At 64.5% G+C, this 20,966-nt stretch carries 17 protein-coding genes and 1 tRNA gene; 6 read left to right on the top strand and 12 right to left on the bottom strand.

The features are described 5' to 3' along the window. Positions 1 to 34: 34 nt before the first annotated feature. From CXY83_RS07255 to CXY83_RS07245, 3 genes are all read right to left on the bottom strand, one after another. The gene (locus CXY83_RS07255; protein WP_104126992.1) at positions 35 to 1,012 is read right to left on the bottom strand and encodes a ribose-phosphate diphosphokinase; all 978 of its coding nucleotides are present in this window, start codon (positions 1,010 to 1,012) and stop codon (positions 35 to 37) included. Continuing rightward, the gene (gene glmU / locus CXY83_RS07250; RefSeq protein WP_104196701.1) at positions 1,013 to 2,464 is read right to left on the bottom strand and encodes a bifunctional UDP-N-acetylglucosamine diphosphorylase/glucosamine-1-phosphate N-acetyltransferase GlmU; all 1,452 of its coding nucleotides are present in this window, start codon (positions 2,462 to 2,464) and stop codon (positions 1,013 to 1,015) included. It abuts the gene before it with no gap. Positions 2,465 to 2,499: 35 nt separating this feature from the next. Next, positions 2,500 to 2,571 (bottom strand) — tRNA-Gln (locus tag CXY83_RS07245). Positions 2,572 to 2,692: 121 nt separating this feature from the next. On the opposite strand from CXY83_RS07245, the gene CXY83_RS07240 reads away from it, so the two are divergent. After that, positions 2,693 to 3,184, top strand: coding sequence for a MarR family winged helix-turn-helix transcriptional regulator (locus CXY83_RS07240; RefSeq protein ID WP_104126994.1), 492 nt, complete (start codon positions 2,693 to 2,695; stop codon positions 3,182 to 3,184). Between the two features lie 18 nt (positions 3,185 to 3,202). On the opposite strand, the gene CXY83_RS07235 is transcribed toward CXY83_RS07240, so the two are convergent. The 9 genes from CXY83_RS07235 to rsmI all read right to left on the bottom strand — a co-directional run bounded on the left by CXY83_RS07235 (position 3,203) and on the right by rsmI (position 13,480). Further along, complete coding sequence (locus tag CXY83_RS07235) at positions 3,203 to 3,862, bottom strand: methionine ABC transporter permease (protein WP_104196700.1); 660 nt, start codon at positions 3,860 to 3,862, stop codon at positions 3,203 to 3,205. 1 nt (position 3,863) lies between these two features. After that, positions 3,864 to 4,892: a methionine ABC transporter ATP-binding protein gene (locus CXY83_RS07230; RefSeq protein WP_104196699.1), complete on the bottom strand. Its 1,029-nt coding sequence runs from the start codon at positions 4,890 to 4,892 to the stop codon at positions 3,864 to 3,866. 111 nt (positions 4,893 to 5,003) lie between these two features. Then, positions 5,004 to 5,897 carry a MetQ/NlpA family ABC transporter substrate-binding protein gene (locus tag CXY83_RS07225; protein ID WP_233200664.1) on the bottom strand — a complete coding sequence of 298 codons (894 nt, stop codon included), beginning with the start codon at positions 5,895 to 5,897 and terminating at the stop codon, positions 5,004 to 5,006. 184 nt (positions 5,898 to 6,081) lie between these two features. Next, on the bottom strand, positions 6,082 to 7,875 hold the full coding sequence (locus CXY83_RS07220; protein WP_104196697.1) for an ABC-F family ATP-binding cassette domain-containing protein: 1,794 nt from the start codon (positions 7,873 to 7,875) through the stop codon (positions 6,082 to 6,084). 145 nt (positions 7,876 to 8,020) lie between these two features. Beyond that, positions 8,021 to 8,956, bottom strand: a complete 936-nt coding sequence (locus tag CXY83_RS07215) for a 4-(cytidine 5'-diphospho)-2-C-methyl-D-erythritol kinase (protein WP_104196696.1) — start codon at positions 8,954 to 8,956, stop codon at positions 8,021 to 8,023. Positions 8,957 to 9,136: 180 nt separating this feature from the next. Further along, positions 9,137 to 10,012 carry a 16S rRNA (adenine(1518)-N(6)/adenine(1519)-N(6))-dimethyltransferase RsmA gene (gene rsmA / locus CXY83_RS07210; RefSeq protein ID WP_104196695.1) on the bottom strand — a complete coding sequence of 292 codons (876 nt, stop codon included), beginning with the start codon at positions 10,010 to 10,012 and terminating at the stop codon, positions 9,137 to 9,139. Beyond that, a complete protein-coding gene (locus CXY83_RS07205; RefSeq protein WP_104196694.1) occupies positions 10,009 to 10,992 on the bottom strand; it encodes a TatD family hydrolase in 984 nt (327 codons plus the stop codon). Before CXY83_RS07205 ends, rsmA begins: the two co-directional genes overlap by 4 nt. Then, entirely contained in the window at positions 10,985 to 12,556 is a 1,572-nt protein-coding gene (metG, locus tag CXY83_RS07200) for a methionine--tRNA ligase (protein WP_104196693.1), read from the bottom strand. The genes CXY83_RS07205 and metG overlap by 8 nt, the downstream gene beginning before the upstream one ends. A gap of 60 nt (positions 12,557 to 12,616) precedes the next feature. Continuing rightward, positions 12,617 to 13,480: a 16S rRNA (cytidine(1402)-2'-O)-methyltransferase gene (gene rsmI, locus CXY83_RS07195; protein ID WP_104196753.1), complete on the bottom strand. Its 864-nt coding sequence runs from the start codon at positions 13,478 to 13,480 to the stop codon at positions 12,617 to 12,619. On the opposite strand from rsmI, the gene CXY83_RS07190 reads away from it, so the two are divergent. The 5 genes from CXY83_RS07190 (at position 13,479) to CXY83_RS07170 (ending at position 20,862) form a co-directional block, all read left to right on the top strand. After that, complete coding sequence (locus tag CXY83_RS07190) at positions 13,479 to 15,098, top strand: dolichyl-phosphate-mannose--protein mannosyltransferase (RefSeq protein WP_233200663.1); 1,620 nt, start codon at positions 13,479 to 13,481, stop codon at positions 15,096 to 15,098. The genes rsmI and CXY83_RS07190 overlap by 2 nt on opposite strands. Before the next feature lie 172 nt (positions 15,099 to 15,270). Continuing rightward, complete coding sequence (locus CXY83_RS07185) at positions 15,271 to 16,371, top strand: acyl-CoA desaturase (protein WP_104196691.1); 1,101 nt, start codon at positions 15,271 to 15,273, stop codon at positions 16,369 to 16,371. 184 nt (positions 16,372 to 16,555) lie between these two features. Then, complete coding sequence (locus CXY83_RS07180) at positions 16,556 to 17,161, top strand: hypothetical protein (protein ID WP_146069880.1); 606 nt, start codon at positions 16,556 to 16,558, stop codon at positions 17,159 to 17,161. Between the two features lie 126 nt (positions 17,162 to 17,287). After that, the gene (locus CXY83_RS07175; protein ID WP_104196689.1) at positions 17,288 to 18,433 is read left to right on the top strand and encodes a WxL protein peptidoglycan domain-containing protein; all 1,146 of its coding nucleotides are present in this window, start codon (positions 17,288 to 17,290) and stop codon (positions 18,431 to 18,433) included. Next, a complete protein-coding gene (locus CXY83_RS07170) occupies positions 18,430 to 20,862 on the top strand; it encodes an ice-binding family protein (RefSeq protein ID WP_104196688.1) in 2,433 nt (810 codons plus the stop codon). The genes CXY83_RS07175 and CXY83_RS07170 overlap by 4 nt, the downstream gene beginning before the upstream one ends. The last annotated feature ends 104 nt before the right edge of the window (positions 20,863 to 20,966 follow it).

Here is a 20,966-nt window from a genome sequence, read left to right as displayed (position 1 = left end):
ATTCAGCCGCGGACGTGGCCGCGTGAGCTAGGCCCTATGCGGCACCGTCGAACATCGAGGTGACCGAACCTTCATCAAAGACCTCGTGGATAGCGCGAGCCAGCAATGGCGCGATCGGCAGCACGGTGAGGGTTGGGAAGCGCTTCTCCGGCGGGATCGGTAGCGTGTCGGTGACGACGACGGCGCTGATGGCCGGGTTCTGCAGCATGTCTACGGCCGGGTCGCTGAACACGGCGTGGGTGGCGGCGACGACGACGCCGATGGCGCCAGCCTCGCGCAGGGCCTCGGCGGCCAGGGCAATGGTGCGACCGGTATCGATCATGTCGTCAACAATGAGGCAGACGCGACCACTCACCTGGCCGACGATCTCGTGCACGGAGACCTGGTTGGGAACGAGCGGGTCTCGTCGCTTGTGGATGATAGCGAGCGGCACACCGAGCCGGTCACTCCAGATGTCGGCGACGCGCACGCGGCCCATGTCGGGCGAAACCACGGTGAGGGTGGCCGGGTCGAGCTTCTCGCGAAAGTGCTCCAAGAGCACCGGCATGGCGAACAGGTGGTCGACGGGACCGTCGAAGAAGCCCTGGATCTGGGCGGCGTGCAAGTCGATCGACATGATGCGATCGGCGCCGGCGACCTTGAACAGGTCGGCGACCAGGCGGGCCGAGATCGGCTCGCGACCCCTACCTTTCTTGTCCTGCCGGGCGTAGGGGTAGAACGGTGCGACGACGGTGATGCGCTTGGCGGAAGCCCGCTTGAGCGCGTCGACCATGATGAGCTGTTCCATCAGCCACTCGTTGATCGGCGCGGTGTGGGACTGGATGACGAACGCATCCGAGCCGCGCACGCTCTCGTCGAACCGGGCATACAGTTCGCCATTGGCGAAGGTGCGTGCATCGGTGTGGAGCAGCTCTGAACCAAGCTCCGTGGCAATGTCGAGAGCGAGCTGCGGATGCGCTCGCCCCGAAACCAGTACGAGTCGTTTGTCGCCGCTGGACTTAATTTCCGACACTTATTCTCCAGTCTTTTCGCTGCTTGTGGGGCGCAGGCTCGCTGCCGCCGCTGTATCCGCGGCTGTGCCCGGACGGTTGACGTGAACCCAGCCGTCCATGTTGCGTTGCGGGGCCACGTTGATGGCCAGTGCGCCGGCCGGAACGCTCTTGCGAACGACAGTGCCAGCCCCCGTGTACGCCCCGTCCCCAATTGTAATCGGCGCGACGAACACGTTGTGCGACCCGGTGCGCACGTGCGACCCGATCTCCGAGTGATGTTTAGCCACGCCGTCATAGTTGGCGAAGATTGTTCCGGCACCAATGTTCGACCCCACGCCAACCGTGGCATCGCCCACGTAGCTCAGATGGGGCACCTTGCTGCCGGCGCCGATCTGCGCGTTCTTGGTCTCGACGAAAGCCCCGATTTTACCGTCGGCGCCGAGTATGGTGTTCGGGCGCAGGTACGAGAATGGCCCGACAGACGCCCGCGCCTCGATCACCGCGAGGGTCGCGTCAGTGCGATTCACGCGGGCGCCCTCGCCGATCTCGCAGTCGCGCAGGGTGGTGTCGGGTCCGATGATGGCGCCAGTGGCCACCACTGTGGCCCCGATGATCTGGGTGCCGGGCAGCACCGTGACGTCGGTCGCGAGAACGGCCTTCAGGTCGATCCAGGTGGTGGCCGGGTCTTGCACGGTCACGCCGGCGAGCTGCCAGCCGCGCACGATCAGGGCGTTGAGTTTCTGGGCGGTGTCGCCCAGCTGGGCACGGTCGTTGATGCCGGCCACGATCCAGGCGTCGGCGACGGGAACGGCGCTCACTTCGGAGCCGGCCCGGCGCAGCAGTTCGATCACATCGGTGAGGTATTTCTCACCCTGCGCGTTCGCGGTGGTCAGCTGCGCCAACTGCACGCGCAGCGCGGCCAGGCCGAACAGGTAGACGCCCGCGTTGATCTCGGTGACGGCCAGTTCGGCATCCGTCGCATCTTTTTGCTCGACGATGCGGTCGAACGCACCCTCGACCGAGCGGATGATGCGCCCATAGCCGGTCGCGTCGTCCGGGTAGGCGGACAGCACGGTTCCCGCCGCTGCGCCCTTGCGGTGGGAGGCGATGAACGAAACGAGGGTCGCAGCGTTCAGCAGCGGCACGTCGCCGTTGATGACGAGCACGTCACCGTCGAAATCAGCCGGAAGCGCGGCGACGGCCTGTTCGACGGCGCGGCCGGTGCCGGGGATCTCATCCTGGTCGACGATGGTACTTTCCGGCAGGTCTTCGGCCACGACGGCGGCGAGCAGGTCACGTTCGTGCCGCACAACGGTCACGACATGCGCGGCGTCGAGGGCGCGCGCGGTGGCCAGCACGTGGCTGACGATGGGCACTCCGGCGAGCGGATGCAGCAGCTTCGGCAGGCTGGACTTCATGCGGGTCCCCTGGCCGGCGGCCAACACGATGATGGCGAGGCGGGCGTCTGTCACAGGTTTCCTAACGCATTCGGGAGAGAAAGTGAGGGCTCCGCCACCAGGATTCGAACCTGGACCGAACAACTCCAAAGGTTGCCGTGCTGCCGTTACACTATGGCGGACCATGCCAGCCGAAGCCAGCAACCAGTCAAGTCTGCCAGATTCTGGCGGTCCGCGGCGCCGCTGGCGCCCCCTCGGGGCTTCTGCGCGAAGAAACCCCCGAAAAAGCGAGATAATGGAGCAATGCCTGGCCATGATGAAGTCGACCGAATCGTCGATTCGTGGTTGCGTGAACGGCCCGATCTTGATTTTGCGCCGCTGCAGGTCCTCAGCCGCGTCGCTCGATTGTCGAAGCATCTCGACCGGGCCCGCCGCACGGCCTTCTCCCGCTCCGAGCTCGCGTCATGGGAGTTCGATGTGCTCTCGGCGCTGCGCCGCGCGGGCACCCCTTACGAGCTCAGCCCGAAAGCCCTTCTGCAGCAGACACTTGTTTCCAGCGGCACCATGACGAACCGCATCGACCGTCTCGTCGACCGCGATCTGGTCAAGCGCCGCTCTGCGCCCAACGACGGCCGCGGCATCCTCGTGGGCATGACCCCGGCCGGTCTGACCCGCGTGGATGCCGCCATCACCCGGCTCGTCGACGCCGAAGCCGAGCTGCTCGACACCCTCTCGGTGACCGATCAGGACCGGCTGGCCGGCCTGCTGCGAAAGCTCAGCCTCGACTTCGACTAGTTACTGCCACCGCTACCGCTACCGGCGAAGAGCCTTACGCGCGAGGTAGTTGCCGAAGAACTGCACGAACTGCACCAGCACGATGATCAGCAGCACGGCCGCCCAGGTCACGATGGGGTTGAACTGACGGTAGCCGTAGAGCAGCGCGAAGTTACCGAGGCCCCCGCCACCGACATAACCGGCAACGGCCGACATATCCACCAGCGCGACAAAGATGAACGTGTAGCCGAGAATCAGCGGCCCGAGCGCCTCGGGCAGCAATACCGTGAAGATGATCCGAATCGGCCCTGCACCGACACTGCGCGAGGCATCGATCACGCCGGGCGTCACGGTGAGCAGGTTCTGTTCCACGATGCGAGCCATGGCAAAGGATGCTGCCAGAGCGATCGTGAAGATGATCGCGTTGTTGCCGATGCCGCTGCCGGTGACGGCCCGGGCCAGCGGTTGCGCCGCGGCCAGAAAGATGATGAACGGAATCGGGCGAATGAAATTGACCAGCAGATTGAGCACGAAGAACAACGGCTTGTTCTCCAGGATGCTGCCGGCTCGGGTCAGGTAGAGCCCGAGACCGACCAGTAGTCCGCCGAGGCCACCGAAGAACAGGGTCATCGCGACGATATACAGGGTCTCGTACGTCGCCGTCCACAGTTCGGGCAGCAGGTCGATGAGTGCATCCATGTCAGCGCACCTCCGTGACGGTCGTGAGCGTTCGAATGTGGGCAAGTACGGTGTCGATCACCCGATCGGCGGCTGTGAGGGCGAGGGTGAGATGCCCGAACGGTCTCCCCTGGATCTCGTTGATTCCCCCGTAGACGACCTCGAAAGCGATGCCTGCCCGAGCCAGTTCGCCGAAGACGGCACCCTGGTCGACGGCGCTGTCGCGAAAGGCGAGCGTGACGATGCGACCGGAATGCCGTGCGCGCAGCACGGCGAGCTCGGCCGCAGACGGCACCCCCTTGACCACGGTCGCGACGAATCGAGCGGATGCCGCGGCTTGCGGATTCGAGAACACGTCAAAGACCGGTCCGCGCTCGATGACGCGGCCCTGGTCCATCACGGCGACCTTGGTCGCGATGGTCTGGATGACGTCCATTTCGTGGGTGATCACGATGATGGTGACCCCGAATTCCGCATTCACCCGTTTCAGCAGCGCGAGGACCTCGTGCGTGGTTTCCGGATCGAGGGCGCTCGTGGCTTCGTCAGCGAGCAGGATGCTCGGCTGGGTCGCGAGGGCACGGGCGATGCCCACTCGCTGCTTCTGGCCGCCGGAGAGCTGGTCGGGAAACGACCCGGCCTTATCGGAGAGGCCCACGAAGTCGAGCAGTTCGGCCACCCGGGCGGCGCGCTGCTCTTTGGGATACCCGGCTACTTCGAGCGGGTAGGCCACGTTGCGGGCCACGGTGCGAGAGCCGAGCAGGTTGAACTGCTGAAAAATCATGCCGATGCCGAGGCGTACCTTGCGCAGGGCGCGCTCCGACAGCACGGCGATGTTCTGCCCGTTCACGATGATCTCGCCGCTCGTTGAATGTTCGAGAGCATTCACGAGTCGCACCAAAGTGCTCTTACCGGCACCGGAATATCCGATGATCCCGTAGATGTCTCCGGCCTCCACGTCGAGACTGACGTCGTCAATGGCCGTGACGCCCGCACCACCTTTGGTCGTGGGCGGGTATACCTTGCCCACATTTCGCAGACTGACTACAGCCATCCGTTTGCCTCGCTCATTTCGTTCGGGTACCGCCGGACACAACAGCGCAGTCCGGAGCTCGTACTCCCCGGACTGCGCTGTTCGTACTCCGTATCTTTCTACAGTGGATGCTTACTCTGCGGCCTGGATCTCGGCCTGAATTTTGGCGAGGGATTCAACGAGGTCGGCTACCGGGGTCGTCAACATGACGGCGGTGTCGCCGGAGACGGCCATGACGCCGTCCTGTACTTTCTGAGTGGTCTGGTAAATCTCGATCAGCTTCAAAAGGGTCTTGTTGTTCTTGTCCGCGTCGCGTGCGGCAAAGATGTTCGCGTAGGGCAGGGCCTTGGGGTCGGCCGCATCATCGGTGGCGATGGCATCCTCGAACTTGAGTCCGGCCTTCTCGGCGAAGTCGTTGTTGATGACCGCGGCGGCGACGTCCGGCAGCGAGCTCGCGGTCAGCGAGGCCTCGAGAGCCGTGACCGTGACCTTGGAGGCCTTCTCGTCGACGTCAGCGATGCTGGAGTAGATGGTGCCACCGTCGGTCAACTCGATGAGTCCATTGGACTGCAGCAGCACGAGCGCGCGGGCCTGGTTGCTGTCGTCGTCGGGCACGGCAACGGTGTCGCCCGCCACGATGTCGTCGACGTTGCCGTATTCGGAGGAGTACAGCGCAATTGGGTAGATGGCCGTGGCGCCAATCGGAGCGAGGTTCTCAGCGCTTGCCTCGTTGTACTCGGCCAGGTAGACGATGTGCTGGAACTGGTTGAGGTCGACTTCCCCGGCGGCGAGGGCCGGGTTCACCTGCGGGTACGCCGCGAAGTCAACGATCTCGACCTCGATGCCCTCGGCTGCGGCGGCCTCGGTGTACACGGCCCAGTACGGGTCACTGGCGCCGACGACGCCGATCTTGATAGCGTCACCGTCGGTGCCGGTGGCGGGACCCTCAGAGGCGGCTCCGGCGCAGCCGGCCAACAAAGCCACGAGAGGTACGACGGCGAGGGCGGCGAGCAGTTTCTTCTTCACAATGATTCCTTCGGACGATCTGGGGTGTGGTCGCTCCCGGGCACACAACAACGACCGGTATAACCAGGGGGCTGCGCTCTCCATGAGCTGGGTACCGCGGCTGCGCGGCTACCCTCCCAACGATACGTGCCGAAGCTGCGACGCGTGGCCGACTCCGACACACTGCGTCACAGCTTCTGCGACGCTAGCCCTCGATCAGCTCAGTAAGTTCGACCCAGCGCGTTTCGAGCGTGGCGATGGTCTCTTCGAGTTCGGTCAGCTTCACGCCGAGCTCGCTGAGACCGGCAAAATCAGACTGGTCTTGGGCGGCGAGCTTCTCATGCTTCTGGGCGATGCGCTCCTGCAGCTTGACCACCTTGCGGTCGATCGATCCGAGCTCCTTCTGGGCGTTGCGCAGTTCAGCGCCGCCGAGGGTGGGGATCTTCTTGTTCGCGCCGGCGGCATCCGCGGGGGTTCCGGAGGCCGGGCCGGAGACGGCCTTGCGGCGCACCTCGAGATATTGGTCGACGCCGCCGGGCAGGTGGCGAAAACCGCCGTCCATGACCGCGTACTGGTTGTCGGTGACGCGCTCGATGAGATACCGGTCGTGCGAGACAACCAGCAGGGTGCCGGGAAAGGAATCGAGCAGGTCTTCCATCGCGGCGAGCATGTCGGTGTCGAGATCGTTGGTGGGCTCGTCGAGAATGAGCACGTTGGGTTCGTCGAGCACGATCAGCAGCAGCTGCAGGCGACGCTTCTGACCACCCGAGAGGTCCTTGACCTGGGTGGTCAGCTGGGCGCTGAGAAAGCCCATACGTTCGAGCATCTGCCCCGGCGTGATCTCCTTGCCACCGGCCATGTAGCTCGTCTTCTGCCGGCCGATGACGTCGCTGACGCGGTCATTGCGAATCTCATCGAGTTCGAACAATTGCTGCGTGAGCACGGCGACCTTGATGGTCTTGCCGCGCTTCACGTGGCCGGTCGTAGGCTGCAGGGTGCCGGCGACCAGGTTGAGCAGGGTGGACTTGCCGGCACCGTTGACGCCCATGATGCCGGTGCGCTCCCCTGGCGCGATGCGCCAGGTGATGTCATTGAGAACGGTCTTCTCACCGAACTTCACGCCGATGTCGATGAGGTCGACGACGTCCTTGCCGAGGCGCTGCATGGCCATGGACTGCATCGAGACGGTGTCGCGGGGCGGCGGCTCGTTTTCGATCAGTACGTTCGCGGCATCGATGCGGAACTTCGGCTTCGCGGTGCGGGCCGGGGCGCCGCGGCGCAGCCAGGCCAGTTCCTTCTTCATGAGGTTCTGGCGCTTGGATTCGACGACGGAACTCATGCGGTCACGCTCCACACGCTGCAGGATGTAGGCGGCGTAGCCACCCTCGAAGGGCTCGATGAGGCGGTCGTGCACCTCCCAGGTGATGTTGCAGACCTCGTCGAGGAACCACCGGTCGTGGGTGACGACCACGAGCCCGCCGCTCTGCGCGGCCCAACGGGTCTTGAGGTGGCCGGCGAGCCAGGAAATGCCCTCTACGTCGAGGTGGTTGGTGGGCTCGTCCAGAAAGATCACGTCGTAGTCGCCGATGAGTACGGCAGCCAAGGCCACCCGGCGGCGCTGGCCACCGGAGAGGTCGTCGACGAGGGCGTCCCACGGAATGTCGCGCACCAGGCCGCCGATGACGTCGCGCACCTTGGCGTCGCCCGCCCAGACGTGTTCCTCGATGCCGCCGACGATGGTGTGGCCGACGGTCTGGCCCGAGGCGAGGTCATCGGACTGGTCCAGCATGCCGATCGTGACACCGCGACGCCGGGTGACCCGTCCCTCATCGGGTTCCATACGGCCGGCCAGCAGGCGCATGAGGGTTGACTTGCCGTCGCCGTTCTTGCCGACGACGCCGATGCGGTCGCCCTCGTTGAGGCCGGCAGTGACGCTGTCGAAGATGACGCGGGTGGGAAATTCGAGGTGCAGGGACTCAGCCCCGAGAAGATGTGCCATAGCCTCCAAGTTTACGGCACGGCCGCAGCCCCCGGATCAGCGAGCACAACTCCTGCAATTTGCCACCGTGCTTCGTAGCTCCCCCGGAATGACGCGGACGTTTCGCCCCTGTCCGGCAGATTGCAGGAGTTATGCCCGGAGAAGGCTAGTCGTTGATGAGGCGGGCGCCGTGCACCGGGCCGGTGGCGCGCACGACGCGCAAGCGGCTGGCCGAGAGCGCGACCTGCAATTCGAGCGCGCTGTCAGCATCCGCTACCAAAAAAGCCACGGTCGGGCCTGAACCCGAGAGGATACCGGCGAGGGCGCCGTTTTCTTCGCCAAGCTGTAGCACCTTGCCGAGGCCCGGGACGAGGTGCAGCGCGGGGGCCTGCAGATCGTTGTGCAGCACGTCGGCGAGCATATGCGGGTCGCCTGCTCGCAACGCCTGCAGCACGTTCGCGTCGACACTGGGCTGGTGCTCCGCCGGAAAGATGTCCTGGGCGTGGCGGTCGCGGTGCCGGTCGAGCTCGTGGTACACCCCGGGAGTCGACATTCCAAAGTCGGCGAGGGCGAGTACCCACTGAAACTTGCCCTTGGCCAGCGCCGGACTGAGCTGGTCGCCCCGGCCGGTACCGATGGCGGTGCCGCCGGTGAACGAGAACGGTACGTCGGCGCCGAGCGTGGTGGCAATGGCGAGGAGTTCGTCTTTGCTGGCGTTGGTGCCCCAGAGGGCGTCGCAGGCGAGCAGGGTAGCTGCGGCATCGGCCGAGCCGCCGCCCATTCCTCCGGCGATCGGAACGTTCTTTTCAACCTCGAGGTGCACGCCGCCGCGGTAGCCGGCCTTGCGGGCGAGGGCCCGAGCTGCCTTGATAACCAGGTTGGTGCCGCCGACGGCGAGGCCGGAAGTATCGATGCTGCCGCTGAACTCGACGGAGAAGTCGGAGGCCGGGCTGGCCCTGACCTCTTCGAACAGCGAAACGGCCTGGTAGGCGGTCGCGAGGTCGTGGTAACCGTCTTCCATTACGGCGCCGACCTTGAGGAAGACGTTGACTTTGCCGGGGGCCCGCGCGTGCACAACGGTGGTACCGGCGGACGTGGTCATGCTTTTAACTTAGCCCAGCCGCTCAGGCGCTAGCGACGCGGCAGTACCAGCTACGCCGGTGCTGCCGCCTGAGCCCGCGCTATGTCGGCGGCCAGGCCAGACGCTGACGCACCAGTGAAACGGGTGTTCGCCGCGCGACTTTCCCGCAGAAAACACGGCAGCCGAAGATAGAACTGTTTTCTAGTTCTCGGGCCAGACCCGGGCGATAGCGAGAAAGTCATGAACGGTGAGCTGCTCTCCCCGCGTCGTCGGGTCGATACCCGCCGCGCTCATCACGGCGGCCGCCGCCGCCGAGTCCCCGAGAACGACCGACAGGGATTGCCGCAGCATCTTGCGTCGCTGCTGAAAAGCCGCGTCGACGAGCGCGAAGGTCTTGAGGCGCAGTTCTTCGGATTCCAGCGGTGCCGCGCGGCGTTCGAAGGCGATCAGGATCGAATCAACGTTCGGAACCGGCCAGAATACCTGACGGCTCACCTTGCCGGCGGTGCGGAAGTCGCCGTACCAGGCGGCTTTGACGCTCGGGCTTCCATAGATCTTGTTGCCGGGCGGGGCGGCGAGACGTTCGCCGACCTCGGCCTGCACCATGACGACACCGGCTCGGATCGACGAGAAGTGTTCGAGCAGGTAGAGCAGCACCGGTACCGAGACGTTATAGGGCAGGTTGGCGACGAGCCGGGTGGGGTCGCCGGGCAGCTCGGTGATCTTCAGGGCGTCGGCGCGAATGACGGTGAGCTGGGCGTCCGGCTGCATGAGTTCGACGGTCAGTGGCAACTGCTCGGCCAGGCGGTCGTCGATTTCGACGGCGACGACGCTCGCACCGATCTCGAGCATGCCGAGCGTGAGCGAGCCGAGGCCGGGGCCGACCTCGATGACGGTGTCACCGGGTGCGACGGCGGCGACCTTCACGATGCGCCGCACAGTATTGCCGTCGATGACGAAGTTCTGGCCGAGCTTCTTGGTCGGATTGACGCCGAGCATCTCGGCGAGGTCGCGAATCTCGGCGGGTCCGAGAAGGGTCTTGACGGGTTTCGCCTCCTCAGCGGTTCCGTCGGTCATGCGAGACGTCCAGGGGGGGCCTGGTCTGGGCGCGGAACATCGTGGGCCGCGGTGACCGGCTCCGCATCCCAGCGACCGTAGACCAGCTCCGTGTTGGCGGTGATTTGAGCGGAGAGCAGGGAGACATCCGTTTCAAGGTGAGCGGCCATGCCGCGCAGCGTGTTGGGCAGCAGGTACGGCGCATTGGGGCGGCCGCGGTAGGGCAGCGGGGTGAGGAACGGAGCATCCGTTTCGACCAGCAGCAGGTTGCGCGGGGCGGCGGACAGGGCGGCTCGCAAGTTGTCGGCGTTTTTGAACGTGACATTACCGGCAAAGGACATGTACCAGCCTCGCGCGGCACAGATTCGGGCCATGTCGGCGTCGCCAGAGAAGCAGTGAAAGACGGTTCGTTCGGGAGCGCCGACCCGCAGCAGCGTTTCGATCACAGCCTCGTGGGCATCGCGGTCGTGGATCTGCAGCGCGAGGTTGTTCTTCTTGGCGATGCGAATATGCGCCTCAAAGGAGCGAAACTGGGCGGCGCGACCCGCTTCGGGAGTCCGAAAGAAGTCGAGCCCGGTCTCGCCGACGGCGACCACGCGCGGCTGTCCGGCGAGTTCGTCGATCGCGGCGATGGCGTCGTCGAGGGCGCCGGCTTCTTCAAGAGCAGGCGCCTCGTTGGGGTGGATCGCGACGGCGGCGAGCATGCGCGGTTCGTTCAGTGCAGCGGCGGCCGACCAGCGTGAGGTTTCGACGTCGCCGCCGACCTGGATGACACCGCGAACGCCAACGCTCGAGGCCCGGTCGAGTTGTTCCCGGTAGCTGAGCGGATACTCGCCGTCGGCGATCTCGAGATGGGTGTGGTTGTCGTAGACGGGTATCGTGAGCGGCTCCGGCAGCGGCGGGTAGCTCAGGTCGCGGCCCGCGGTGTTCTCGCGGCGACGAATAGCGCTGCCGTAGCCATCGACGCCTCCGTCGAGCCCGACCAGCGAGTCGTTAGCCATCGGTTGGCTCCACGATCGATTCAATGCGCGGGAACAGTGGTTCGAGCGGGCTCACCACAGTGCCGCCTGCCCACTCCCAGGCCCGATCGACGCGCTGGTCTGCGAGGGCGCCGTCGCCGCCGAGAGCGGTCCACAGTTTGGCGGTGGCGATGGGAATGACCGGCGAGAGCAGCACGGTGAGGGTACCGAGGCCGCGTACGGCGGTGTGCAGCACTGTTTCCAGTCGCGCTCGCGTTTCGGAGCTCTTGGCAAGCGCCCACGGCTCCTGCAGGGTGATGTAGCCGTTGAGCTCATCGACGAGTTCCCACACGCTGGCCAGGGCGTCGTGGATGGCGAGGGTCTCGATGAAGGCACCAGCGGCATCCGTCACCCGCTTTTCGGTGGCCGCGATCGCGAGGTCGGCGGCCAAAAGCTCGCCGCCGACGGGCACGATGCCGTCGCAGTAGCGCACCACCATGGCGATCACGCGGGAGGCGAGGTTACCGAAGCCGTTGGCGAGCTCGGACTGGTACCGGGCCGAGAGGTCTTCCCAGCTGAACGAGCCGTCCTGGCCGAAGCTGATGGCGCGCATGAAGTAATAACGAAAGGCGTCGGAGCCGAACGTGTCGGTGATTTGGCTCGGGGCGATTCCGGTGAGCTTGGACTTGCTCATCTTCTCGCCGCCGACCAGTAGCCAGCCGTGGCCGAAGACCTGCTTGGGCACCTCGATGCCGGCGGCCATGAGCATGGCCGGCCAGATGACGGCATGAAAGCGCAGAATGTCCTTGCCGACGATGTGCGTGGCTGGCCAGCGGCTCGCGAACTCCTCATCGTTTTGACCGTAACCGGCCGCGGTGATGTAGTTCAGCAGAGCGTCGAACCAGACGTAGACGACGTGTGATTGGTCCCAGGGCACCTTGATGCCCCAGTCAAAGCTCGAGCGGGAGATCGACAGGTCGGAAAGGCCGCGCTTGACAAAGGACATGACCTCATTTCGCGCCGCCTCCGGCTGCACGAAATTGGGGTTCTCTTCGTACAAAGCAAGCAACCGGTCAGCGAAGGCGCTCATCTTGAAGAAGTAGTTCTTCTCGTGCAGCAGCTCGACCGGCTTCGAGTGGATCGCGCAGACCGGCTGGCCGACGTACTCACCGGTGCCGTCGACGAGGTCGGTGGCCTGCTTGTACTCTTCGCAACCGACGCAGTAGTACCCCTCATACTCGCCGGTGTAGATGTGACCCTCATCGTGCAGGTGCTGGAGAAACTTCTGCGCGTTCACCTCGTGGCGTTCGTCAGTCGTGCGGATGAAGTCGTCGTTATTGATATTGACGGTCTCCAGCAGCGGCTTCCAGGCCGTTTCAACCAAACGGTCGGCCCATTCCTTGGGCGTGACGCCGTTGGCGATCGCCGTGCGCAGAATCTTCTGGCCGTGTTCGTCGGTGCCGGTGAGCAGCCAGGCGTCATCACCCGACTGCCGGTGCCAGCGCGCGAGAACGTCGGCCGCAACCTCCGTGTAGGCGTGCCCGATGTGCGGCACATCATTCACGTAGAAAATGGGCGTGGTGATGTAGAAAGAACCTGCGGACATGCGTTCATCTTATGCGGCGAGCGCTTATGGTCTGGCCCGGTTACGCCCGGGGGTGTCGGATCAGCCGAGCGGAAAGGCCGAACGGTCGGGTTTCGGCAGCGGCGCGCCCGTCCTGGCCTGCAGGGCGTGCTCGTAGAGTTCACGCTTGCCGAGCCCGCTGGCGGCCGACACGTCAGCCGCAGCGTCTTTCAAACGGATGCCGCCGGCCACCAGCTGCAGCACCTCCGCTACCCCCGTGGCTAGGTCCAAAACCCGCACTTCGGCGCCCGCAACGACGATACAGATTTCGCCGCGCACCCCCTCAGCCGCCCACTCGGCCAGTTCGCTCGCCGAGCCCCGTTTGACCTCTTCGAAGAACTTGGTCAATTCCCGGCACACCACGACTCGGCGGTCAGCGCCGAGCGTTGCGGCCAGATCGGTCAGTGAGTCGGCGAGCCGGTTGGGCGATTCAAAGAACACCATGGTGCGACGTTCAGCAGCGAGCTCGCGCAGCAGTTTGACCCGCTCGCCGTGCTTGCGCGGCAGAAACCCCTCGAAGGTGAACCGGTCCGTCGGAAGCCCCGAGACGGCAAGGGCGGTCAGTACAGCCGAGGGTCCCGGCAGGGCCGTGACCTGCACGCCAGCCGCGGCCGCGGCATCCACTAAGTGAAAACCCGGGTCAGAAACGGTGGGCATGCCGGCGTCGCTGAGCACCAGAATGTCGACATCGCGGGCCAGTTCGACGAGTTCGGCTGCCTTGCCGCGTTCGTTGTGGTCGTGCAAGGCAATGAGTCTTGGCCGATTTTCGATTCCGAGGGCCTTGAGCAGGTGCACGGTGACGCGAGTGTCCTCGGCCGCCACGATGGTGATCGTACTCAGGGTCTCGATGAGGCGCCGGGAAGCGTCGCCGAGGTTTCCGATCGGGGTGGCAGCAAGGATGATCATGCTGCAATTCTCGCAGCACCAGCCGAACATTCGTTCTTCGCTCGCTCTGTACGATGGTGACGTGCTCGCTACTAGTCGATGGGTTCGCTGGGGCAGCCACCTCGCCGTAGTACTGCTGGCCGCTGCGTTGCGTTTGTGGAACCTCGGCCTGCCACACGCGCTCGTGTTCGACGAAACCTTCTATGTGAAGGACGCCTGGAGCCTGTTCAACAACGGCTACGAATCGACGTGGCCGATTGACGCCAACCCGCTGTTTGAAGCCGGGCAGACCGACATCTACACGTCGGATCCCTCTTTTGTAGTGCATCCGCCGCTCGGCAAGTGGCTGATCGCGCTCGGCATGAATCTGCTCGGCCCGGGCAATCCCTGGGGCTGGCGACTGGCGACGGTCGTGGTTGGGGTACTCGCGGTTGTGCTCATCATGCTCGTGGCGCAGAAACTGTTCCAGTCGCGATTACTCGCATTGGTCGCCGGTTTTCTACTCGCCATCGACGGGCATGCCATCGTCATGAGCCGCGTGGCGTTACTCGATAATTTCGTGATGTTCTTCGCCCTTCTCGGTTTCGGCGCCGTGTTGATGGACCGTGACTGGCACGCGACGCGTCTCGCGACCCGGCTCGCGGGTCGAAACAACCCCGGCTGGGGTCCCGCACTGTGGTGGCGGCCGTGGTTGCTCTCTGCCGGCCTCGCTTTTGGACTGACCAGTTCGGTGAAGTGGTCAGGCCTGTATTTTCTCGCCGCGTTCGGCATCTATCTCGTCGTCGTCGACGCCCTGGCCCGGCGTCGCAACGGCGTCTCATTCTGGCTCAGTGCTGCCATCCTCAAACAGGCCCCCGCCACGTTTCTGACTCTCGTTCCCATCGCCGGCGCCACGTTCTTAATCTCCTGGACCGGCTGGTTTGTCACCCGGGGCGGTTACTACCGCGATTGGGCTGACGGGGTGGGCGCCGCCTGGACCGGACCACTGGCGTGGGTGCCGCACACGCTCCAAAGCTTCTGGCACTACCAGGCCGCTGCCTACACCTATCACGTGGGGCTGGCCACACCGCATCCGTATCAGGCGAACCCACTCACCTGGCTGTTCATGATTCGGCCAACCAGCATGTATTACCGAGGCGTGGACTCGGGGGAATTCGGCTGTCAGTTTCAGACCTGCTCTGAGGCCATCACCTCCGTCGGCAACCCGCTGATCTGGTGGGCCGCCACGGTGGCCGTGTTCTACCTCGTCTACCGACTCGCCCGGTATCGCGAGTGGCGGGTCGGCTTCATCCTGATGGGCATGATCGCCGGTTATCTGCCGTGGCTGATGTATTTGAACCGCACGGTCTTCCAGTTCTACACGATCGCCTTCGAGCCATACCTTCTGCTTGGCCTCACCTTCGTCATCGGGCTGCTCCTCAAGCGAATTCCCGACCAGGCGCGGTCACGACGCAGGCATTCAGCACATACGCAGGTGCCGGAATATGACCCCCAACCGCAGGCGGGCGCCGTCACCGCGGTGGCCGTGGGGCTGGGCGTTGCGCTGCTGGTTACGGCATTTTTCTTCCCGGTTTGGACCGGAATGCAGACTTCCTTCGCGTTTTGGCAACTCCACATTTGGATGCCGGGTTGGCGATAGATCGGTCAGATACATTCCATTTTTGGCATATAATGACTGAGAAAAACGTGTGAATTGTGAGCGAACGGGGAGTTCGCGACCGTAGACTGGCCGCTATCTGCTCCACGAGTAATTGCTCACTTCCCGGCTGAGAAGTCCCGAACGCTGAGAATTCTAAGCTCAGGAAGGCCTCATGTCGGAAGCACTAGCCGCACCCTCGGTCCGCATCATTAGGACCCGGCCGGGTGGAGACACGAAAAACCCCACCACAGAATATTCAGCGCTCCTGCACACCGTGCGCAATCTCGGCCTTCTCGGCCGCCGCACCGGTTTCTACTGGCTGGTTTTCTCTATTCTCGTGGCCGCCACCCTCGGCGCTGCCGTCGGATTCGTGCTGCTGGGAGACACCTGGTACCAGTTGATCATCGCCGCCGCGCTGGGCCTCATCTTCACCCAGTTCGCTTTCCTCGCCCACGAAGCCTCACACCGCGCAGTCTTCACCTCCGGCAAAGCCAACGACCGAGCGGGCCGCGTTCTCGCCAACCTCTTCGTCGGCATCAGCTACGCCTGGTGGATGACCAAGCACAGCCGTCACCACGCCCAGCCGAACGTCATTGGCAAAGACCCCGACATCGAACCAGACTTCATCGTCTTCCGGGAAGAAGACGCCAAGAAAGTCAGCCGGCTCGGTGCCATCATCACTCGCAAGCAGGGCTACTTCTTCTTCCCGCTATTGATGTTCGAAGGCATCAATCTGCACATCCAGGGCTTCAAAACCGTCTTCGGCAAGAACAAGGTCAGCGAGCGCTGGGTTGAGATCACGATGCTCGTGACGCGCATCATCGCCTACTTCGCCGTCATCTTCTACTTCCTACCGCTCGGCATGGCGTTCGCCTTCGTCGGGGTGCAGATGGCGGTATTCGGCGTCTACATGGGGGCGTCTTTCGCTCCGAACCACAAGGGCATGCCGCAGCTACCGGCCGAAAGCAAGGTCGACTTTCTGCGCCGCCAGGTGCTGACCAGCCGTAACATTCGCGGAGGCACCTTCATCGACCACTACATGGGCGGTCTCAATTACCAGATCGAGCACCACCTGTTTCCGAACATGGCCCGTCCCCACCTGCGTAAGGCCCAGGAGATCGCCAAGGAGTACTGTCTCTCCCACGACGTGAAATACACCGAGACAGGCGTCTTCGAGAGCTACGGCATCGTCATCGCCTACCTCAACAGGGTCGGTCTCGCCGCTCGAGACCCGTTCGATTGCCCGATCGTTCAGCGCTTCCGCACGCACTAGGCCGCCGCAATCATCGTCGGGCCGTCTCTCTTCGGAGAGGCGGCCTTTTTTATTTTGTGGGTATTCGGGTATTGGTATCCATGCCGGGGTGAAGTTGTTAGTATGAAGGTCCTGCGACTCGGGTCGTCGGTACCGATAGGTGTCAGTCAGTGCCGAAACCGTCGGCATCTCTAAGGGGATTTTTGTGGCAGGTCGCACCGAGCTTGGTCTGATCGGATTGACGGGTATCGTTCTGGCCGTCGGGCTGGTTGTCGTTCTCTCGCCATCAGCGAGCGCCGACACCTCCTCCGACACGATCAGCTCGGCGATTCTCGGCGGAGCACTCTCGGCCGTCGTCTCTGCACCATCCCAGATGACCCCCGTCGTTCTGGATGGGCGCTCGGGCCACACCTCGGTCGGCAGCCCCGCCCAATGGACCATCACGAACGGTCGCGGCTCCAGCGCAGCGTGGAGCCTGTCGGTGAGTGCCACTGACTTCACGAGCGCGCCGGGCACGCTCGACACCATCGAGCGCACCGTTGCCGTGGAGAACCTGACCATCACGCCCGGAATCGTCACCGCCCTCTCCAGGGAGGGTGCCGATGCTGCTCCCACGACCGAGCCCGTCGCTGTCTCCGGCCGGCCGCAGGCCCTGGTCTGGACCAGCACCCTCGGCAAAGGCACGTTTACCCTGACGCCCGAGTTCAGCCTGAGCGTTCCGCCCAACGCTTACCGATCGAATTTTTCGGGCGTGATCGACGGATCCGTGGTGAATCCCTTCGTCTCGATTCTGACCTTCACGATCGCCTGACGCGGTCCTGCGCCAATCTTGAGGCAATACTGACTCACTCGCTCGCCACTAGCGCCAGTCCCCGTGTGAGGATGGCGGTATCACCTCTTTCAGGGGTCAAGCCCGAAACCAAAAAAGGTCCACCCCATGCCACCCCGCTCCACCACAGAACGTCGCCCAACGAACGCCGCTCCGGCCGCATCTTCGTCGAACCTCTGGACTGCGCGCACCCGGCTGCTGCTCCGCCTCGCGCTCCTCGTGACCGTCGCAGTGCTGGCCCCGGTTCTGACAACCCTCGTCGTTGCTGCGCCGGCGGTCGCTATCGACGACGGAACCCTCGGCATCCGCCCAGAACTAGAATCAGACTTCTTTCACATCAATCTCGCACCCGGTGCCGCAACCGAGGCCAACGCGATCGTCAGCAACCACACGGATGCCCCAGTCACGCTTCTGAACTACGCGGTCGACGGGCAGAGCACTGAGCAAGGCGCCTTCGCCCTTGCCGCGCAGGCCGACGCGCAGACGGCGGTGGGCAGTTGGGTCACCCTCGGTGCCGATTCGATCACCATCCCGGCGGACTCCGACCTCACCGTGCCGTTTCGGCTAAGCGTTCCCCTGACCGCCACGCCCGGTGACTATGCCGGCGGGATCATCATCCAGAGCCCGCCCATCCAGGGTGATACGACTACGTCCGACGGCGATGCGGCACTGCGACTGGATGTGATCCAGCGTCAAGGCGTGCGGATTTACCTCACCGTGGCCGGTACCGCGACGACCCAGCTCAACCACGGCGCCCTGAGCTGGGAGCGCTCCGGCGACGCGGTAACGTTCACCCTCCCCATCCAGAACACCGGCAACACCATCCTTTATCCCACCGCCGGACTGAGCCTGAACAGCGTGATCGGCGCCACGACCGAGCTGCAATTCGGGGCGCCAGAGAGCATCCTCCCCGGTTCCACCCTCAACCTCGAGGCGACGCTGCCCCAGGCTGCGTTCATCCAACTCGGCAGTGCCGACGCCCAGCTGGTTTCCGACGCCGGTACCCAGCAGATCAGCGCCTCCTTCAACTACGTGCCGTGGTGGATCATCGGCATCATTCTGCTGCTCGTGCTGGCGATCACGTTCGCCGTCTGGCGCGTGACCCTGTTCGTAGGACGCGCGCGTCGCGCGCTCGCCCAGGTTGCAAGGGCCGTGCCCGCCGCTTCGAACGACCTGGGAGACCACGCAGGGAAAAACACTGCCGATCCCGCAGATTCAGACACCGACGCACCCCTGCGTCGACCACGGCGATGACCGCCGCCCCTTCACTCCGTCGACGCTCACTACGCGCCGGAGGTCGCCGAACACACCTCATCGCCCTCCCGGCGCTCACGATTCTGCTGCTGCTCTCCGGCTTGCTCGAGTCACAGCCTCCGGCGCAGGCCGCCACAGCATCGGTTGACCTCAAAACGGCTGGCAGCTACTCCGTGCTCGCCACCGACGCCATTGCGAGCACCGGCAACACCGCACTGAGCGGCAATGCCGGAACCAGCCCTGGTACAGCGATCACCGGGTTTCCGCCCGGAATCTTAGCCGGCAACATCCACGCGGGCGACGGCCACGCGATGGCAGCCCAGGTCGACCTCGCCCAGGCCTACTCTGATGCTGCGGGCCGCGGGCCAACCGGCACCCTCTCCGGAGATCTCGCCGGCCGCACTCTCACCGCTGGCGTCTATAAATCCAACGCCGCCCTCACCGTGAGTACTACCCTCACCCTCGACGCCCAGAATGACCCCACCGCAGTGTTCATCTTTCAAATCGACGCGGCGTTCGACACTGCGGCGGCCAGCAGCATCGTGCTCGCCAACGGCGCCCAGGCTTCGAACGTGTTTTGGCAGGTTGTCGGCGCGGTAACACTCGGCACGGCCTCCTCGTTCAGCGGAAACGTACTCGGATTCGGCGCTATATCCATCGGGGCTGGCACGACGTTCATCGGCCGAGCATTGACCACAAGCGGTGCCATCACGATGGCCAGAAACATCTTCATGACCGAACCACCGCTCAACCTGCGCACTGCCGGCAGTTATTCGGTACTGGCCGGGATATCCGTTCTGAATTCCGGAGGAACGACCCTCAGCGGTAACCTCGGAGTGAGCCCGGGCACGGGCGTGACCGGCTTCCCGCCCGGCCTGGTCACCGGTAGCACTCAACGAGGAACGGCCGAGAGCGCCCAAGCCCAGCTCGATCTGCAGTCCGCCATCGACGAGGCCAGCGCCCGCCAGCCCACCACCGCGCTGAGCGGCAATCTGGGTGGTCAAACCTACAAAGCCGGCGTCTACGCCGCACCTGGCGCTCTGACTCTCAGCTCGTCGGTGACCCTGAACGGGCAGGGCAACCCGAACGCCGTCTTCATCTTCCAGCTCGACAGCACCCTCACCACGAGCGCTGGTAGCAGCGTACGCCTGATCAATGGCGCGCAGCCGTCCCGGGTGTTCTGGCAGGTCGATGGCGTGGTGCAGATCGGTTCATCGTCGTCGATCTCCGGCATTATTCTCGGCCAGGACGCCATCAACGTGGGCACCAATTCGAGTTTTACCGGCCGAGCCCTCACCCGCAACGGGTCCGTCACGCTTGGCAGCAACACATTCACGACGGATCCGGAGGTCGATCTCGGACGCGCGAGCACCTACGCGATCCTCGCGACCACCTCGGTCGCCAACACCGGAGACTCGTCGTTCGAGGGGGACATCGGCGTAAGCCCGGGAACGTCGGTCACCGGGTTTCCGCCCGACGTAGTCACCGGCACCATCCACGGCGGCGATGCTGCCGCGGCCGCTGCACAGGTCGACCTCGCTGCAGCGTACAAGGATGCCGCGGCGAGGCCAGCGAGCGGCACCATTATCGGCGATCTGGCTGGCCGCACACTCACCTCCGGGGTCTATAAGGCTGCTGCCGCCCTCGCCATCAGTACCACGCTCACCCTCGATGGACAGGGCAACCCGAACGCCATCTTCATCATCCAAGTGAATGCCGCCTTCAACACGGGTGCCGGCAGCAGCGTCGTACTGACCAACGGGGCACAAGCGTCGCGGGTCTATTGGCAGGTGGCCGGGGCTGTGTCGCTGGGGGCGGCATCCGCGTTTACCGGAACGATCATCGGCATGGCGGCGATCTCGATCGGACCCGGCGTCAGCTACCTCGGACGCGCGCTAACCGCCAACGGCGCCGTCAGCGTGGGCACGGCGAGTTTCACCAGTCCCGCGCCAACCGTCGGTGACCTCACCGCGACCACCGCGGGCGCGACGCTTTCAGCGGTGACCCTTCTCGGCACCCAACCGCAGCTCGCCACGGGTGTCTCGAGCCTGTGGACCATCATCGATGCGCGCGGCACCGGAGCTGCGTGGACCCTCTCGGTGAGCGCCACCACGCCGACCAGCGCCGCCGGCACGGTCGAAACCCAAGACCGAGTCCTTCCCGTGAACAACCTGAGCATAGCCCCTGGCACCATCAGTACCGGCCCCAATACCGATGCCGCGACCGATATCACGGCACCGACGCTTGCGCTGTCGACCAGCCCGCAGACCCTGGTTGCTACAACCGGCCCACACCGGGGCACCTACCTGCTGACGCCGACGTACAGCCTGATTATTCCCTCCAACGCGTACCGGTCGAACTACTCGGGCGCCATCGAAAACTCTCCGATGAACCCCTACGTGACGGTTCTCACTTTCACCATTTCGTAGAGCCTCGCGGCCTGTGCTAAGCCCCATCCTGGGCATTGCGCCAACCTTGAGCTAACGCTGATTCAACCCTGCGCGACGAACCACCAATTTGCGCGGCCCCCGTG

Origin of the sequence: Cryobacterium sp. M15 (assembly GCF_002929675.1) — a bacterium.
Classification (GTDB): domain Bacteria; phylum Actinomycetota; class Actinomycetes; order Actinomycetales; family Microbacteriaceae; genus Cryobacterium; species Cryobacterium lyxosi.
This window is presented reverse-complemented; position numbering and strand designations above follow the sequence as displayed.

Excerpts from the sequence above, each read along its gene's own strand:
- CXY83_RS07240 (WP_104126994.1), top strand. The coding sequence starts at position 2,693 with ATGCCTGGCCATGATGAAGTCGACCGAATCGTCGATTCGTGGTTGCGT.
- CXY83_RS07235 (WP_104196700.1), bottom strand. The coding sequence starts at position 3,862 with ATGGATGCACTCATCGACCTGCTGCCCGAACTGTGGACGGCGACGTAC.
- CXY83_RS07230 (WP_104196699.1), bottom strand. The coding sequence starts at position 4,892 with ATGGCTGTAGTCAGTCTGCGAAATGTGGGCAAGGTATACCCGCCCACG.
- CXY83_RS07220 (WP_104196697.1), bottom strand. The coding sequence starts at position 7,875 with ATGGCACATCTTCTCGGGGCTGAGTCCCTGCACCTCGAATTTCCCACC.
- CXY83_RS07215 (WP_104196696.1), bottom strand. The coding sequence starts at position 8,956 with ATGACCACGTCCGCCGGTACCACCGTTGTGCACGCGCGGGCCCCCGGC.
- rsmA (WP_104196695.1), bottom strand. The coding sequence starts at position 10,012 with ATGACCGACGGAACCGCTGAGGAGGCGAAACCCGTCAAGACCCTTCTC.
- CXY83_RS07205 (WP_104196694.1), bottom strand. The coding sequence starts at position 10,992 with ATGGCTAACGACTCGCTGGTCGGGCTCGACGGAGGCGTCGATGGCTAC.
- metG (WP_104196693.1), bottom strand. The coding sequence starts at position 12,556 with ATGTCCGCAGGTTCTTTCTACATCACCACGCCCATTTTCTACGTGAAT.
- CXY83_RS07190 (WP_233200663.1), top strand. The coding sequence starts at position 13,479 with ATGCTGCAATTCTCGCAGCACCAGCCGAACATTCGTTCTTCGCTCGCT.
- rsmI (WP_104196753.1), bottom strand. The coding sequence starts at position 13,480 with ATGATCATCCTTGCTGCCACCCCGATCGGAAACCTCGGCGACGCTTCC.
- CXY83_RS07185 (WP_104196691.1), top strand. The coding sequence starts at position 15,271 with ATGTCGGAAGCACTAGCCGCACCCTCGGTCCGCATCATTAGGACCCGG.
- CXY83_RS07175 (WP_104196689.1), top strand. The coding sequence starts at position 17,288 with ATGCCACCCCGCTCCACCACAGAACGTCGCCCAACGAACGCCGCTCCG.
- CXY83_RS07170 (WP_104196688.1), top strand. The coding sequence starts at position 18,430 with ATGACCGCCGCCCCTTCACTCCGTCGACGCTCACTACGCGCCGGAGGT.